Source organism: Solidesulfovibrio carbinoliphilus subsp. oakridgensis, from assembly GCF_000177215.2.
GTDB classification, from domain to species: Bacteria; Desulfobacterota; Desulfovibrionia; order Desulfovibrionales; family Desulfovibrionaceae; genus Solidesulfovibrio; species Solidesulfovibrio carbinoliphilus.
Map to the genome: position 1 here is coordinate 18723 of NZ_CM001369.1, position 16786 is coordinate 35508.

Sequence of the window (16786 nt, forward strand, 5' to 3'; positions counted from 1 at the left end):
ACCGGTCAGGAAACACCGGCCGTCAAGGCCCGGGGCTCCCGTCCCCCCCGGGGCTCGTCCGGTACTGTTTCATCCACCGGCTTTTGAGCCACTGTTCCCTGGGTCCCCCCACGTAACCGACCATGGCCGCTTGGAGGGCCTCCGGGGAAAGGCCGGCCCGCCAGGCCTCGTACTGGGCCTGCTCCGCCCGCTGGCGGGTGGCGGCAAGCTTTTTGGCCGTCTCCTCGGCGTCGAGCAGGGCCTGCTCCTCCGGGGAAACGTAGCCCGGCGGCTTGCGGTAATAGCCGGTCCTGGCCAGGGACCGGAACACCCAGGAGCAGGGATCGGCCACGGGAACGCCGTTTTTGTCGAGCATCTTCCCGTGCTCCAACTCCCACTCCGCATGGTGCAGGCCCTGGACGACCTTGTCCGGCCCGGTCCCGAGTTCGGCCAGGGCCAGGACGATCTGGTCGACCTGGGGGACGCCGAAGCCGTGGCGGGCCAGGTGCGGCCAGGTCAGCTGGATCCGCTCTTGAGAGATAGATAGATTCTTCTTTCTATCTATCTTCATAACCGGCCTTTGGTCTGTCCGGTCGGTCTGTCCGGTTGGTGTGTCCGATCGGTCTGTCCGATCGGTCTGTCCGGTCCCTTGGCCGAGCTCGAAAAAGGCGAAGGCCAGGGCCCGGGTGTTCCCCTGCCACCAGTCGTTTTTTTTGAGGATGCCAACGGCTTCGAACTTGCGGATCACCGCCCGGACCGTACCCCGTGGAATGCCGATTTCATTGGAAATAACGTCGTAGGTGGTGACGTGGGAACCGTTTATCTGGAAGTAGCGGTAGACTGCGGCCTGGGCCGGCGTGGCCAGGGGGGAACGGGGGGTGAGCTTGACCCTGGTGGGGGCCTTTGGGGGCCTTCCTCTGTCCGGTACGATTGTCCGGTCAGTCTGTCCGGTTGGTCTGTCCGGTACGACTGTCTGGTCGGACAGTCCGATCGGACAGTCCGGTCTGTCTGTCTGTCCGGTCTGTCTGTCCGGTTGGTCTGTCCGATCGGACACACTAACCGGACAGACAGACCGGACAGACCCATCGGACAGTCCGGTTGGTCTGTCCGGTTGGTCTGTCCGGTACGACTGTCCGGTACGACTGTCCGGTTGGTTGGTCCGGTTGTTGTGTCCGGTCAGTGTGTCCGGTTGGTCTGTCTGGTTGGTCTGTTCGGTAGAAGTGTCCGGTTCGAGTGTCCGGTTGGTCTGTCCGATCGGTCTGTCCGGTTGGCCGGTCCGCCCGGCCGGGGTCAGGCCGGCCTTTTTCCGGGCAGCTTCTTCGTACTTGCGGGCATTGTCCTCGATTTCAGCCAGAAGGACCGCGTGTCCCGCCCCCTTGGACATCGTTGCCTGCGCCGAGGCGATGATCTGGTCGCGTAGGGTCAGACGGCGGGCCATGGGGCTACTCCTGGAACATGTCCAGCAATTCGAGGGCGAGTTTGCGGAACTTGATGGTGGCCGTGGCCTTGGGGGCCGCCCGGATCACCGTCTGGCCCAGGGCTTCGGCCTGTTTGACCGCCGTACACCGGGGAATCATCGTGTCAAAGACGAGCCCCGGATAGTTGATCATGGCGCTGGTGATAAAGGCCCGGTCCACGCCCTCCCGGCGATCTATCTGGTTGAGGACGAGCCGTAAAAAGCGCAGACTGGGATTGAGCGACTCTTGAACGTATTTGATCGTGTTGATGGTCCGGTCGAGACCGACGGCCGCATACTTGGATCCGCCGGTGACGGGGCAGATGACGAAATCGGCCGCCGTCATGGCCTGCAAGGTGAATAGGCCCAGGTTCGGCGGACAATCGATGATCGTGAAATCATATTTCTGGTTGACGTAGTCGCGCAGACGCTGTTGTAAAAGACTGTATCCCCTGTCCTCCCTGGCCATAAAGAGCGGCTCCAGGCCGCCGGAGTCCTCGGTATTGGGCAGAAAGAAAAGACGGTCGTAGGGCGTCGGATAAATGCATTTGCCTGGATCGAGTCCGTCGCCGTCCAGCAGTTCGTAAAGCGTCTCGTCAGGGACCTGCTGGAAGAAATTCGACGTGGCGTTGCACTGGTTGTCCATGTCCACGATCAGGACATCGGATCCCCTATTGGTCAGTGCATGGCCCAGATTGACCGTGATAGTCGTTTTCCCGACACCACCCTTGTTATTGACGACGGCGATGATCTTCCCCATGGGACGCCTCCTGCCTTTCTTCCTTCGCCCGATATCATGCGATAACCAAGGGTGGCAATAGGCTGTGGTCCTAAACAAACCCAAGGAAGCCTTCTGTCCCAAGGAGAGCATGGAGCCAAAAAGCTTCCATTGCAGGGGAAGATGCCCGGATTGTTTCCTTCCTCGGGAACTTGGCCCGGAGCCGTGGTCCGGGGGCGCTGCGGGCCGGGACCCACGCTTTGGCTTTCGGTCCTGTTCTTGCTAAAGCTTGGCCCGGCACGGAAGGGGGTCTTCATGCACGCACGCACCGCAGCCGACAGGCTCGCGGCCGTTCTCGCCAAAACGCCCAGGGAACACGACCGCGTGGTCTTTGTCGGCCGTTCGAGCGGCCTTTTCATCGACAACGGCAAATACGCCTTTCTCCATGCCCAGCGCCACGCGCCGCACCTGCGCACTGCCTTTATGACCTTCGAGCCGGCCCCGGCCAAGGCCCTGCGGGCCCACGGCCTGCCGGCCTTCTGTTTCACCGATGCCGAGGGCCCGGCCGAGCTTGCCCGGGCCGGCATCGTGGTGTCCGACGATTTCTGGTGGCGGATCAAGACCACGGCCCCGGACTGCACCAAGGGGGCCTTCATGGTCCAGCTGTGGCACGGCATTCCGCTCAAGGCCATCGGCTTTCCGGAAATCCGGTCCTCGGTGAACATGAACCCCCAAAAGGCCGAGGAACTGACGCGCGGCTATTCCGGCTACGACGCCGTGCTGTCCACCTCGCCCTTTTTCTGTGAAAAGGCCTTTTCCCGGGCGTTTGCGGCCGACCGGTTCTGGAATCTCGGCTATCCCCGAAACGACGCCCTGCTTCGCGCCCCGGACCGAAACGACATGCTGAACGTGGACGGGGCCTTGTACGCCGATCTGGTCCGGGCCCGGAAAAACGGCGACCGGCTGGTCTTTTACATGCCGACCTTCCGCGACACCGGCGGCAACGCCCTGAGCGCCGGGGCCCTCGATCCCCGGGCCATGGCCGCCTTTGCCCAGGCCAAGGGCATCCAGTTCGTGTGCAAGTTCCATCCGTACGAAGACACCCGGTTTGTCAGCACCCTGCCGCATTTCCGGTTTTGCGACGCCCACACCGATCCCTATCCCCTGCTGCAGCTGGCCGACCTGCTCATTACGGACTATTCCTCCATCTATTTCGATTTTCTGCTGACCGGCAAACCCGTGCTCTTTTTTCCCTACGATCTGGAAGACTACGTCACCCGGAACCGGGAGCTTCTCTTCGACTACGACTCCATCACCCCCGGGCCCAAGGTCCGCGATACCCCGGGCCTGCAGGCGGCCATGCTGGCGCTGCTCGACGGGAACGACCCCTTCCTGAAGCCGCGCCGGACCCTGGCCCGGCTGGCCTTCGCCCACCAGGACGCCGGCTCCGGCCAGCGCCTGGTCGACGCCCTGACCGCGGTTTCCCGGGAACTCGGCCGGGCCGCACCCTCCACGAACTCCTAACCACACGAGGCAGGCATGAAAGCGGTCATTTTGGCGGCAGGCGTGGGCAGTCGGCTGGGGCGGCCCTTTCCCAAGGCCCTTTCCCCGCTGCCGACCGGCGAAACCATCATGGGCCGGCAGATCCGGATTCTCCGGGAAAAGGGCCTTCAGGAAATCATCGTGGTGGTGGGCTTCAAGATGGGCCTGCTCATGGAATACTTCCCGAGCGTCCTTTTCAAGTACAACCCGGAGTTCTACCTGACCAACACGTCCAAAAGCCTTCTTTGCGCCCTGGAGCACATCGACCGCGAGGACACCCTGTGGCTTAACGGCGACGTGGTCTTTGACGAGCAGATCATCGGCGACATCCTGGCCCGGGGTGGCAACGTGGTGGCCGTGGACCGGAAAAAGTGCGGGGACGAGGAAGTCAAATACCGCACCGACCCGCGCGGCCGGATCGTGGAGATCTCCAAGACCGTGGCCGAGCCCGAGGGCGAGGCTGTGGGCATCAACACCATCGGGGCCAATCACCTGGAAGCGTTTCGCCAGGCCCTTCGCGAATGCGCGGACAAGGACTATTTCGAGCGGGCCATGGAACTGGTCATCGGCCGGGGGGTGACCTTCGTGCCCATGGACGTTTCGGAATTCCGCTGCATCGAGGTGGATTTCGACGAGGATCTCAAAAACGCCCAGCAGATGTTTTTGCCCTGAGCCGCGGACGTCTGAGCGACTGGCCCCGTATTTGCAAAAGAATTCCGGCTTCTGTCCGCTTTTCCGCCTCCGGGCACGTTGGACGTTTTGCGGTTGTCTATGAGGAGCACTCGATGGATCAGGCGCACCTTGCCCCGCCGGCCGACGCGCCCCCGTTTTTCAGCGTCGTCATCTCCACCTGCGAGCGCAAGGACACGCTCCTCGAGTGTCTGGACGCCCTGGCCCGGCAGAGTTTCCCGGCCAGCCGCCTCGAGGTCTTCGTCTGCGACGACGCCTCGACCGACGGCACGGCCGAGGCCGTGGCCGGCTGGTCCGGGCCGTTTGCGCCGGTCCACTGCCGCCAGGAGACCCGCCGGGGGCCGGGGCCGGCCCGCAACCGGGCCATCCGCCTGGCCCGGGGCGACTATCTCCTCTTTTTAAACGACGACGCCATCCTGCACCCCGAGGCCCTGGCCGTGCACGCCGCCTGGCACCGGCGGTTCGCCGGCAAAAAACTCAGCGTGGTCGGCCGGTTCCTGATGGACACGCCCTACGACCAGACCCTGTTCGGCTTTCTCCTCGACCACTCCTCCCTGTCGTTTCGCTTCCACGGCCTCGACTCGCCGGCTCTCTACGATTTCATGATGTTTTATACCTGCAACATCAGCGTGCCCCGGCTGGCGGTCCTGGAGGCCGGCCTTTTCGACGAGGATTTCGGGGCCCTGGCCCCGGATCTCGGGGGCGGCAGCCCCATTCCCCTTGGCTGCGAGGACCTGGAACTCGGCTACCGCCTGGAGCGGATGGGCTACGGCGTGCTCTATGCCGCCAACTGCCTGGCCCGGCACCGGCACGACTTGCGGCCGGCCAACTTCTGCCGGACCCAGATCGGCCGGGGGGCCGGCGGGGTGTTGCGCATGGTCAAGCACCCGGCCATGTCCGGCCATTACGACGCCATGACCCTCGGCGACGTGGCCCGGCTGCGGGAGAGCCTGCCCCGGCTCGAACCGGAGGCCGCGCGCCTGCAGGCGGCCATCGAGGATCTTTGCCGGGCCTTTTTCGTGGATCCGGCCCTGGCCGGGGCCGCGCCGCCGCCGCTTTTCCCCCTGGCCGAGCCGGACCGGAACCTGACCCACGGCCAGTGGCGGCTGCCCGAGGACACGGTCCGCCGGATTTTGGCCGCGGCCGCAAGGGAGCTCAAGGCCTTTTTGCCGGGCGGCGGCCCGGCCGGGCCGGACATTCTGGACGCGGTCTGCCGGGCCGGCATCCTCCTCAAGTGGCACTACGACACCGTGGGCGTGGTCACCTCCCCCTGGATCGAGCGGTTCGTGGCCCTGCGGGAGAAGGCCCGGGCGGCCCGGCCCCGGCCCGACGTGGCCGGGCTTTACGAGCGCTACCGGCGCGATCCCGGCAACGGCCGCACGGCCATGGACCTGGCCCGGGCCCTGCGCCAGGCCGGCCGGCCGGTGGAGGCCCGGCTCCTTTTGTCCCTCTACGTGGACCACCACCCCGGCGACGCCCATGCCCGGGCCATGCTGCGGCGCGGCTTCGACCACTTCGCCGAAGTCCACGCCGGCGGCCCGGCCAGCCCGGCCACCCGGCCGGACGGCCGGGGAAGGCCGCTTTTTTCCGTGGTCACCCCGTCCTACAACCAGGCCCGCTTCATCGAGGACACGATCCAAAGCGTGGTCCGCCAGGGCGTGGCCTCCTTCGAGCACATCGTCATGGACGGCGGTTCGACCGACGGGACCAGGGAGGTCGTGGCCCGCCATCCCCATGTCCGGTTCGTCTCCGAGCCGGACCGGGGCCAGACCCATGCCCTGAACAAGGCCCTGGCCCTGGCCCGGGGGGACATCGTCGCCTGGATCAATTCCGACGACTACTACGCGCCCGGGGCGTTCGCGGCGGTGGCCCGGGCCTTTGCCGCCGAGCCCGAAGTGGATATGGTCCTTGGCGGCTGTCTTTGGGTCTACGAGGGCACGGGCCGCTGCCGGCTGGTTTCCGGGCGCGACATGGCCTTGCGGGACATGCTGCGCTACTGGAACGACCTGACGCCGCCGCCCCAGCCGTCCCTTTTTTTTCGCCGCCGCCTGCTCGAGCGGGTGGGCTCTTTCGACGAGGGCCTGCACCTGACCATGGATTACGATTTCTGGTTGCGGGCCGCAGCCCTCGGACCGATCCGGGGCCTGCCGGAGCTCCTCGCGGTCTACCGCTTCCACGGGGCCTCCAAAAGCGGCGACCAGGAGGACTGGCGGCCGTTTTACGCCGAATGGCACCAGTGTTACGAACGCCACCGCCAGGCCGATCCGGACCTCGCCGCCGGGCCGCTGCTCACCGTGGCCCTGCCCTGGGGCGTGCCGTCCTTTGACGAGGAGGCCGGGCTGCGGGCCTTGCTGGCGCGGATTACGGGCGACAAGTTTCGGGACATGGAGGTGCTGGTGGTGGCCGGCGACGGGGTCCCGGTCCCGGAGGGACTTTTGGCCGGACTGCCGGTGGCGGTCCGGGTGGAACGGGCCGGCGGGCTGTCGCCGGACGGTTTCGTGGACCGGGCGGTGCGGGCGGCGCGCGGGCGCTTCGTGTGGTTTCCCCCGGCCGGGGCCGGCCTGGCCGGCAAGTGGTTCCTGCGGCCCTTAAACGCCCTGCTCGACGATCCCGGCCTGGCCTCGGCCGAAATCGCCGCCGACCTGCCGCCCCACGGCTTCCTGCCTGGGGCGGGCGGCTGGAGCGGCCGGCGGTTTTACCGCACGGCCCCTGTCCGGGCCGGCCGGCCCAGGCCCGCCCCCGGGGAAACCGCCATGGACACCGCCACGCGCCAAAAGGCCGTAAACGAGCCATGACCCGTCCGGCCGGGACTGCGAGGCCCGTTTCTTCCGGGAATGTCCGCCAAGTTCCCAAGCCGTCCGCCTGCCCGCCGCCCCGGCGCCGGGCAGGCGGACCCCACCCGGCGGCGCGGCCGCGCCGCCGGCACGGAGTGTTGCATGACTGAAAAAAGCAAAGAATTTCCCTGGACAGGCGAACGGATCGTCACTTCCTGCGCCCTGGACCACGGCGGCGTCATCGAGCACCTGCACCGCTACGCCTTTGCCCGCGACCTGGCCGCGGGCAAGGCCGTGCTCGATATCGCCTGCGGCGAGGGCTACGGCTCCAACCTCCTGGCCCAGCGGGCGGCGAGCGTGGTCGGGGTGGACATCGCCCCGGACGTGGTGGCCCACGCCACGGAAAAATACCAACGGCCAAACCTGGAATTTCGCCACGGCAGCTGCCTCGACATCCCCATGCCCGACGCCTCGGTGGACCTGCTCGTTTCCCTGGAGACCCTCGAGCACTTCGTCGAGCACGAGGTCTTTCTCCGGGAGATAAAACGGGTCCTGCGTCCGCAGGGGCTGCTCGTCCTGTCCTCGCCCAACCGGCCGGAATTTTCCGAGCGCCACAACATCAGCTATCCCCACCACGTGCGGGAACTGGATCGTCAGGAATTTGACGATCTCATTACCCCCCATTTCCGCAACATCCGCATGGTGTGCCAGCGGCTGCTGTTCGGCTCGTGCCTGTTTCCCGAAACCGAGGCCACGGCCCGGGTCGGCGTCTATTCCGGCACGTTCACCGAAGTGGCGTTCACCCCGGGCCTGCCCCGGGTCAACATGTTCATCGCCCTTTGCAGCGACGGGGAGATCCCCTCCTTTCCGGTCAGCCTGTACGAGGGGGAAAACACCGCCCAGGACCAACTGGGCGTGGTCCAAAACGAGCTGAACCGGGTCAACGCGGAACGCGAGAAACTGCGTCGCCGGGAGGCCGCCATGACCGCGGCCCTGGAAAAGAAAGTCGCGGAAAACGCCCGGCTGGCCCTGGAAATAAAGCGCCTGGCCACCCGTCCGTCCTGAGCCGGAACCGGCGGGCGGACGTTCCCCCGCCGCCGTGCCGCCGGAAGTCCAAAAGGAGCGACCCGCCTCATGAGCATGAACATCTGCATCGGGTTGGTGGAACACCTCGGGGACATCGTGGCCTGCGAACCCGTGGTCCGGTATCTGCGCCAGGCCCGGCCCGAGGCCAGGATTTTTTGGTGCGTGCGCCAGGCCTACGCCGATCTGGTGTCCCACCACCCCGACCTTTCCGGCATCATCGAGGTCGCCTGTCCGAGCGAATGGCGGGCGCTTGTCGCCGCCCAGGCCTTTGACGGCGTGGTCAGCCTCCACCTGGCCCAACGCCACTGCCCCCTGTGCAAAGGGCAGGTCGGGGTCCAGGCCCGGTTTCCCACGGTGACCGAGGTCAACTACTATTTCTACGGCTCCCTGCTCGAGGTCTTCGGCGCCTGCGCCGGGCTGCCGGCCCTTCGCGACCAGCCCCGGCTCCACCTGCCGCCGGCCTGCGTCCCGGCCGTGGACGCGCTTGGCCTGCCGCCGCGCTACGCGGTCTTTCACCGCCAGTCCCTGGACGAGGCCCGCAACTGGGACGACGCCAAATGGGACGTCCTGGCCCGCCGCCTGCCCGAGGCGTTCGGCCTGCCCGTGGTCGAGGTGGGCGGCCCGCCGGCCGCCGGGACCCCGGCCCTTGGCGGCGAGGGCCACCGGGACCTGCGGGGCCGGACCTCGATCCTGGAGACGGCCGAGGTCATCCGCCGGGCCAGCCTCTTTGTCGGCATCGACAGCGGGCCGGCCCACCTGGGCAACGCCCTGGGCACCTACGGCATCCTGCTTCTCGGCCGCTTCAGCGTCTTTCGCCACCACATGCCCTACACCGGGGTGTACGCCACCGGGGAAAACAGCCGCATCCTGCGGGCTGACGGCCCGGCCCGGGACATTTCGGCAGAGGCGGTCCTCGAGGCCGTGCGCCAGTGGGACGCGGCCGGGAAAAACGGGACCCTGCCCCGTTTCCCCGAGCTTGCCGCCTCGGTCGTGGCCCCGGGGGCGGCCGTCCCGGTCCGCCACCCGGGCGTCCTGGCCTTCCTGCGCCGGGAAGCGGCGGACAAGATCACGCCCGACCTGCTCCGGGACCTGGCGGCCGTGCGCCTGCACCACGGCGACGAGCCTGGGTTCGAGGCCCTTTTGGCCGAGCTGGAGGCCGGGGAGAATCCGGCCGCTGCCGGCTCCGCCCCGGCCGACCCCCGGGACGTCCGCCTGCGCCAGCTGGCCCGCCTGGCGGCCCGGGACCCGGGCGAGCGGGCCGTGGCGATCCGGCTGGTCCGGGAACTGCTCGACGCCGGCCAGACCCGGCCGGCCCTGGCCCACCTCAAGCCGCTCCTGGCCCTGCTGCGGACCCAGGCCGCCCGGCAGCTCGGTCTGGTCACCCGCCACCTGCGCCAGGGCACGCCGGCCTGCGCCGCCTTCCACGCCAACGCCTATCTGGACTACCAGTCGGAGCGCAGCCAGGCCCAGCTGCTCGAAGCGGCGGCCCAGCTGGCCGCAGGCGCCGCCTCCCGGGCCGACGCCCTCGTCGAGGCCGTGCTGGCCCAGCCCTTTGCCACCCCGGCCCTCCTGGCCGAGGCCGGCCGGCTCAAGGCGGCCCTGGGCCAGGCCGAAGCCGGGGCGGTCCTGGCCGCCAAGGCCGCCTCGGTCGGGGACAGGCCCGGGGAGCTGCGCCGGGCGTTCCGGGACCGGCTCCTGGCGAGCGTGGCCGAAGGCCTGGCCCCGGCCGCCGAAGCCCCGGCCAGGGGCCCCGGACCGAAAACCGCCTTTTTCACCATCTGCAGCGCCAACTACATCCCGACGGCCATGGCCCTTTTCAACTCGCTCATGCTCCACTGCCAGGAAGGGGACCTGCACCTGCTTTTATGCGAAGAGCCGGGCCTTCGCGAGCAGATCAACCTGCCCCCAAGCATCGCCCTCCACTTTCCGGACAAGCTCGGCATTCCGCGTTGGCGGCAACTGGCCTATTATTACAACATCACGGAATTCAACACCGCCGTCAAACCGTACTTCTTCCAGAAGCTCTTCGAACAGGGCTACGAACGCGTCCTCTACTTCGATCCGGACATCCGGTTCTATTCGAGCCTGTCCCCGCTCCTGGCCGAACTGGACGCCAGCGACGCCCTGCTCACCCCGCACATGGCCAAGCCCTACGAGGACGACGGGATTTTCCCGCGAATCGAGGACTGCATCCGGGCCGGCCAGTTCAACCTGGGTTTCATCGGCCTGGCCAAGGGGGCCCAGACCGAGGCCTTTTTGCGGTGGTGGGCCGGGGCCCTCTATGAAAAGTGCCTGGTGGAGACGGATTACACGTATTTCGTGGACCAGTTCTTCGCGGCCATCACCCCGTCCTTCATGGACCGGGTCAAGGTGCTGCGAAACGCCGGCTACAACATGGCCTACTGGAACATCTTCCAGCGGCGCCTGGCGTTGGAGGACGGCGAATACGTCACCGAGGACGGGCCACTGGTCTTTTTCCATTTCAGCGGCTTTGACGCCGCCTGGCCGGACCGGCTGTCCAAGTACTCCGACCGGGGCAGTCCCATCGCCCCGGGCTCGGCCCTGGCCCGCCTGACCGGCGACTACCGGGCGGAACTCGAAGCCAACGCGGCCTTTTACCCCTTTGGCGACATCCCCTATTCCTTCGGCCGCCACACCGACGGCCGCAGCATCACCGGGGCCGAGCGGCGGGCGTTTCTGAAGCTGCCCCGGGCCCGGCGGGAGCTCCTTGGCAACCCGTTCAAGCTGCCGGCGGCGGGCGTGGGCGCCGGGGCCGCGCCCGGAAGGGACCCGGCCCCGCGGCCCCAGCCGCCGGCCCAGCCCCGGCCGGCCGCGACAACGCCCCGGCGGCTCAAGGTGACCAAGGACTACATGGCCGGCGACAAGGCCGTGACCGTGGGCGGGCAGTCGGAATTCGCCCGGCGCCTGCGCGAGACCATCCTTGCCTGCAGGCCCCGGAAGGTCATCGAGACAGGCACCTTTTTCGGCACCGGCACCACCCGGGCCATTGCCGACGCCCTGCTGTCGCTTGGCACCGAGTTCCGGTTTTTCACCATCGAGTGCAACCCCGTGCACTACGCCATGGCCGTGAAAAACCTCCGCCAGGCCGGGCTCCTCGACGCCGTGCGCATCCTGCAAGGCCTGACCGTGCCCCGGGCCGTCCTGCCGACCGTGGAGGAGATCAACCGGGCCTGCGTGGAAAACGTGGAATTCGACGACATTTTCATCGACCACGCCGAACACGAGCGGGCCCTGCTCTATTACCAGGAAACCGACTTCAAGGACGCGCCCGACGACCTGCTCGGGGCCTGCCTGGACACCTTCGACCACCGGCCGGATTTCGTGCTCCTCGACAGCGGCGGCCACATGGGCAACGTGGAGTTCAACTACCTGATCGAGCGGCTGGCCCAGCCCTGCATCCTGGCCCTGGACGACATCCTGCACATCAAGCACCACCGGAGCTTTCACCAGATCCGAAGCGACGGCCGGTTCGAAATCCTGGCCTCCTCCCAGGAGAAATTCGGCTTTTGCATCGCCCGCTTCACGCCGGCCGGCTGGCGGGCCCCGGCCGCGCCCTCCGGCCGCCGGGTCCGGATCGCGGGCCAGGACGCCCACGGAGCGGACCTGACCGAGGTGGGGGAGACCTCCCGCTTCGCCCAGGCCCTCGAGGCCCTCATCCGGCGCGAGAAGCCGCGGCGGATCGTCGAGACCGGCACCTACCACGGCACCGGCACGACCGCGGCCATCGCCCGGGCCCTGCTGGCGGCCGACCTGGGGGACGCGGTCTTTTTCACCATCGAATGCAATCCCGAGAACCACGCCACGGCCGTCAAAAACCTGGAGGCGGCCGGACTCCTGCCCACGGTCCGCCCCCTCAACGGCCTGTCCCTGCCCCGGACCGCCCTGCCCACCCGGGAGCGGATCCAACGCGACTGCGTGGAGCGGATCGAATTCGACGACATCTTCGTGGACCATCCGGAAAACGTCCGCACCTCCCGTTATTACGCGGAAACGGACTTCGACGGGCCGGACGATCTGCTCGGCCAGTGCCTGGCCGCCTTCGAGCTGTGCCCGGACCTGGTCCTGCTCGACAGCGGCGGCCATGTCGGCAACGTGGAGTTCAACTACGCCCTGTCCCTGATCAAATCGCCCTGCCACATCGCTTTGGACGATATCTACCACATCAAGCACCGCAAAAGCTTCGCCCAGATGCAGGCCGATCCCCGCTTCGAGATCCTGTCCGCCTCGGACGAGAAGTTCGGCTTCGCCATCGCCAGATTCACGCCCTGGACCACGGACGACCGGCCCAAGCGCCTCCTGTGGGTCCGCACCGACGCCATCGGCGACAGCCTGCTCGCCGCGCCGCTGCTGCCGGTCCTCCGGTCCGCCCTGGGCGGACCGGAGGTCACGGTGGTCTGCCAGGAGATGGTGGCCGACTGCTACCGCCGCCTGCCGGCGGTGGCGGCGGTGGTGGGATTCGACAAGGGGCGCCTGGCCGCCGACGCCCCCTACCGGGAGGGCCTCATGGCCTCCCTGCGGGAACAGGGCTTCGACCTGGCCCTCAACACCGTCTATTCGCGCAACTGGTGCTCCGAGCTTTTTACCGTCAACAGCGGCGCCAAAAAGCGGATCGGCTTCCGGGGCGACGACAGCAACATCGCGCGCGAGGACCGGATCGGGGCCGGCCGCTCCTACACCCTGCTGGTGGACAGCCCGGCCGGCCATCGGCTGGAAGTCGACCGGTACCGGGACTTCCTGACGGGCCTGGGCCTGCCCGGGCAGGACATCCGGCCGCAATTCGCCGTGTCGGCCGGGGACAGGGAGGAAGCGGACGCGCTTTTGGCCCGCCATGGCCTCGACCCGGACAAGACGGTGGCCCTTTTCTGCGGGGCCCAGTTCGCGGTCCGGCGCTACGAGGGCTACGGCCAGGCCGTGGCCGGGATCTGCCGGGAAATGGGGCTCTCGGTCCTGGCCCTTGGCGGCGGGGGCGACGCGGCCATAAACGGGCGCAACCTGGCGGCCGCCGGCGGCGGGGTCGACCTGTCGGGCCAGACGACCCTGGCCCAGGCCGCGGCGCTCCTGTCCCGGTGCCGGCTGGCCGTTGGCGCGGAAACGGGGCTGGCCCACCTGGCCTGCGCGGTCGGCACGCCCCACGTGGTACTGCTTGGCGGCGGCCATTTCGGCCGCTTCATGCCCTATTCGCCGCTGACCCACGTGGCCTGCCTGCCCCTGGCCTGCTACGGCTGCAACTGGCAGTGCCGCTACGAGCGGGCCCACTGCGTGGCCGACGTCCATCCCGGGGTCATGGCCGAGGCGGTCCGGGCCGCCCTGGCCGGCCCGTCGGACCGGATCCGGGTGTTCATGCAGGCCGTTTCCCTGTGGCGGCCGGCCGGCGGCCGGCCGGCCTGGAAGGGGCCGGAGCGGTATCTCGCGCCCGGGACCTGCCAGCTGGTCCCGGTGGTCAAATCGGCCCTGGCGGCCGGGTGAGGCCTGGCGGCGCAAGGCAACGACCGACACGACAGTTCCCCGACAAGGAGAAGCCATGACAGCGAACGGCAAGACGGGCCGCAAGGCGCCAAACGACCTGGGCAAACTGCAGGAACGGCTCCTGGTCAAAAAGCAGCGGGCCCTGCTGCGCCTGGACGAGCCCGACCCGGACGGGGCGAACATCGTCAAGGGCCGCAACATGATGGAGGGCTATCTTCGCGGCAGCAACATCCAGTACGGCGACTACGTCCGGACGGTGGCGAGCGACCCGCTTTTCGCCCGGGCCTATGCCCTGGTCAAGGACCTGACCCTGGTCAGCCTGCCGAAACTGGTCAATCTCTATTCCCTCGTCCGCTTCTACCTGCCCCGCCTGGCGCCGGGGCAGATCGTGGAATTCGGCTCCTACCGGGGCGGCTCGGCCATTCTCATGGCCTTTCTGGCCCGCCAGCTCGGCCTTGAGGCCAGGGTCTACGCCCTGGACACCTTCGAGGGCATGCCCGAGACCGCGGCCGTGGTGGACTGGCACAAGCAGGGCGACTTCGCCGAGACGTCGCTCGCGGCGCTCGAGACCTACCGGGACGAACTCGGCCTCGACAACCTGCACTTCGTCAAGGGCCGGTTCGAGGACACGGCCGAGGCGCTTTTCGGCCGCATCGGGCCGGTCGCCCTGGCCCACGTCGATTGCGACATCGAATCCGCCGTGCGCTATGCCTACGACACGGTCAGGGAAAGGATGGTTCCCGGCGGGTACGTGGTCTTTGACGACCCCCTCGAATCCTGCTGCCTGGGCGCGTTCCAGGTGGTGGAGGAGTGCCTGGTGGCGCGCGACGGCCTCCTGGCCGAGCAGGTGTATCCGCACCTGGTCTACCGCTATCCGCCCCTGGCCGGCCGGACGACGCCTCCGGACGTTTCGGGGGTTGGGCCCGGGAGCGACGCCTGAGCCGGCCGTTTTCGCCAGGGGCGGCCCTGGCCGGGTGACGGCGAGACCGTGCCAACGAACGTGGCGGAGCGCTTCCGGCCCGCCCGGGACGAGGGGAAAGACATGCCAGGTTTTGCCTTTGCGGGAAGAAAAATAGGCGACAACCAGCCCGCCTATTTCATCGCCGACATCGCCGCCAATCACGACGGCCGGCTCGACCGGGCCCTGGAACTCATCCGCCTGGCCGCGGCGGCCGGGGCCGACGCGGCCAAGTTTCAGAACTTCCACGCCGAAAAGATCGTTTCCGAAGTCGGCTTCCAGGGCCTTGGCCGCCAGCTCGACCACCAAAAGACCTGGAACAAGCCCGTGGTCGAGGTCTACCGGGAGGCGTCCATTCCCGGGGACTGGACCGAGGCCCTGTGGCGGGCCTGCCGCGAGGCCGGCATCGACTACTTTTCCACGCCCTACGACCAGGAGTCCGTGGATCTGCTCGACCCCTTCGTGCCGGTCTACAAGATCGGCTCCGGGGACATCACCCACACCCGGCTGATCGACTCCATCGCCGCCAAGGGCAAACCGGTTTTCATCGCCACCGGCGCGTCCGTGCTCGAGGACGTCACCCGGGCCATGGACATCCTGCTGGCCCATCAAGTCCCGGTGGTGCTCATGCAGTGCAACACCAACTACACCGGTGCGGCCGACGGGTTCGCCTCGGTCAACCTGCGGGTGCTCGAAACCTACCGTCGCCTCTATCCCGGCGCCGTGCTCGGGCTGTCCGACCACACCCCGGGCCATGCGGCCGTGCTCGGAGCCGTGGCCCTGGGCGCCAAGGTGGTGGAGAAACACTTTACCGACGACAACGCCCGGCCGGGCCCGGACCACGGCTTTTCCATGACGCCGGCCGGCTGGCGCGAGATGGTCGACCGGACCCGGGAACTCGAACAGGCTCTTGGCGACGGCGTCAAGCGCATCGAGGCCAACGAGCTCCAGACCATGGTGGTCCAGCGCCGGGCCCTGCGGGCCGTCCGGGATCTGCCGGCCGGCCACGCCCTGACGCCGGACGACCTGGAGGCCCTGCGTCCCATTCCCGAGGACGGATTGCCCCCCTACGAACTGGACGCGCTGCTCGGGAAAACCCTTGCCCGGGCCCTTGGCCGAGGCGAGCACCTCACGCGTCGCCACCTGGCCCGGACGTAGCCGGCCCCCTCCCCAGGCTCCCGGCCAAAAGACCCGGAACGCCCGCGTCCCGGAGCTTTTTCAGGCGTCGCACGGCCTCGGCCACGGGCGGGAAAAACGAGGTCCCGATCAGGGCCGCCGCCCTGGAGGAATCCAGGCTGGTGTCGCCGGGGCGTCTGGCCGCAAGCGTCTGGCCGCTGCGGCCCGGCCGCACCAGATCTTCCGGATAGCCGAACTCCCGGCACAAAAGCCGTAAAAAAGCGTACTTGCTCACGGCGTCGGCGGCCCCGGCGTTGTAGACGCCCCGCGCCCCGGCCCGGACCAGGGCCTCGATGGCCCGGGCCAGGTCGCTGGCCAGGAGCGGGGAAAAGACGGCGTCGGTAAATCCCGTCAGCGGCTCCCCGCCGGCCTCGAGCCGGGCCAGGGCCCATTCGGCCAGGCTCCGTTTCGCCCGCCCGCTCCAGCCGAACAGGTTGGTGCGCACGATCAGGCATTCTCCCCCGGCTTCGGCCACGGCCTCCTCGCCCGCCAGCTTGGAGGCGGCGTAGGCGTTGACCGGACCGGTGGGGGCCGATTCGGCATGGGGCGCGCCGCCGGGAGCGTAGACCGCGTCCGTGGAGACGTGGACGAACAGGCTCCCGGCCGCCCGGGCGGCCCGGGCCAGCCGGCCGGGAGCCCGGGCGTTGACGGCGAAGGCCTCGTCGGGCCGGGCCTCGCAGGCGTCCACCCGGGTCTCGGCCGCGCAGTGCACCGTGACCTCGGGCCGGATGTCGGCGAACAGGGCCGCCACCTCCCCGTCCGACCGGATGTCCAGCCGCCGGCTCACGGTTCCGGCCAGGGAAAAGGGGTGGGCCGCGTAGGTGCCGACCACCTCCCAGTCGCGGCAAAGGGCCAGGGCCACGTTGCCGCCAAGGAGGCCCGAGGCCCCGGTCACGAGCAGGCGCCGCCGGGCGGCCATG

The 16786-nt window shown here is 68.3% G+C and carries 10 protein-coding genes; 7 read left to right on the plus strand and 3 right to left on the minus strand.

Translation table 11 applies throughout. The features are described from left to right. Positions 1-22 precede the first annotated feature (22 nt). Both DFW101_RS18200 and DFW101_RS18205 read right to left on the minus strand, forming a co-directional pair. Positions 23-1417: a hypothetical protein gene (locus DFW101_RS18200; protein WP_009182985.1), complete on the minus strand. Its 1395-nt coding sequence runs from the start codon at positions 1415-1417 to the stop codon at positions 23-25. A gap of 4 nt (positions 1418-1421) precedes the next feature. Beyond that, entirely contained in the window at positions 1422-2195 is a 774-nt protein-coding gene (locus DFW101_RS18205) for a ParA family protein (RefSeq protein ID WP_009182986.1), read from the minus strand. 273 nt (positions 2196-2468) lie between these two features. Between DFW101_RS18205 and DFW101_RS18210 the strand changes: the two genes are divergently transcribed. The 7 genes from DFW101_RS18210 to DFW101_RS18240 all read left to right on the plus strand — a co-directional run bounded on the left by DFW101_RS18210 (position 2469) and on the right by DFW101_RS18240 (position 15848). Beyond that, complete coding sequence (locus DFW101_RS18210) at positions 2469-3677, plus strand: CDP-glycerol glycerophosphotransferase family protein (protein WP_009182987.1); 1209 nt, start codon at positions 2469-2471, stop codon at positions 3675-3677. Positions 3678-3692: 15 nt separating this feature from the next. Beyond that, positions 3693-4367 carry a phosphocholine cytidylyltransferase family protein gene (locus tag DFW101_RS18215; RefSeq protein WP_009182988.1) on the plus strand — a complete coding sequence of 225 codons (675 nt, stop codon included), beginning with the start codon at positions 3693-3695 and terminating at the stop codon, positions 4365-4367. 113 nt (positions 4368-4480) lie between these two features. Then, positions 4481-7180: a glycosyltransferase gene (locus tag DFW101_RS18790; protein WP_009182989.1), complete on the plus strand. Its 2700-nt coding sequence runs from the start codon at positions 4481-4483 to the stop codon at positions 7178-7180. Positions 7181-7321: 141 nt separating this feature from the next. Beyond that, entirely contained in the window at positions 7322-8224 is a 903-nt protein-coding gene (locus DFW101_RS18225; RefSeq protein WP_009182990.1) for a class I SAM-dependent methyltransferase, read from the plus strand. A 69-nt stretch (positions 8225-8293) separates the two neighbouring features. Next, on the plus strand, positions 8294-13732 hold the full coding sequence (locus DFW101_RS20220; RefSeq protein WP_009182991.1) for a glycosyltransferase family 9 protein: 5439 nt from the start codon (positions 8294-8296) through the stop codon (positions 13730-13732). Positions 13733-13787: 55 nt separating this feature from the next. Beyond that, positions 13788-14672, plus strand: a complete 885-nt coding sequence (locus DFW101_RS18235) for a TylF/MycF/NovP-related O-methyltransferase (protein ID WP_009182992.1) — start codon at positions 13788-13790, stop codon at positions 14670-14672. Between the two features lie 102 nt (positions 14673-14774). Continuing rightward, entirely contained in the window at positions 14775-15848 is a 1074-nt protein-coding gene (locus DFW101_RS18240) for an N-acetylneuraminate synthase family protein (RefSeq protein WP_009182993.1), read from the plus strand. On the opposite strand, the gene DFW101_RS18800 is transcribed toward DFW101_RS18240, so the two are convergent. Next, positions 15820-16785, minus strand: a complete 966-nt coding sequence (locus tag DFW101_RS18800) for an SDR family oxidoreductase (protein ID WP_009182994.1) — start codon at positions 16783-16785, stop codon at positions 15820-15822. The genes DFW101_RS18240 and DFW101_RS18800 overlap by 29 nt on opposite strands. Between the last annotated feature and the right edge of the window lies 1 nt (position 16786).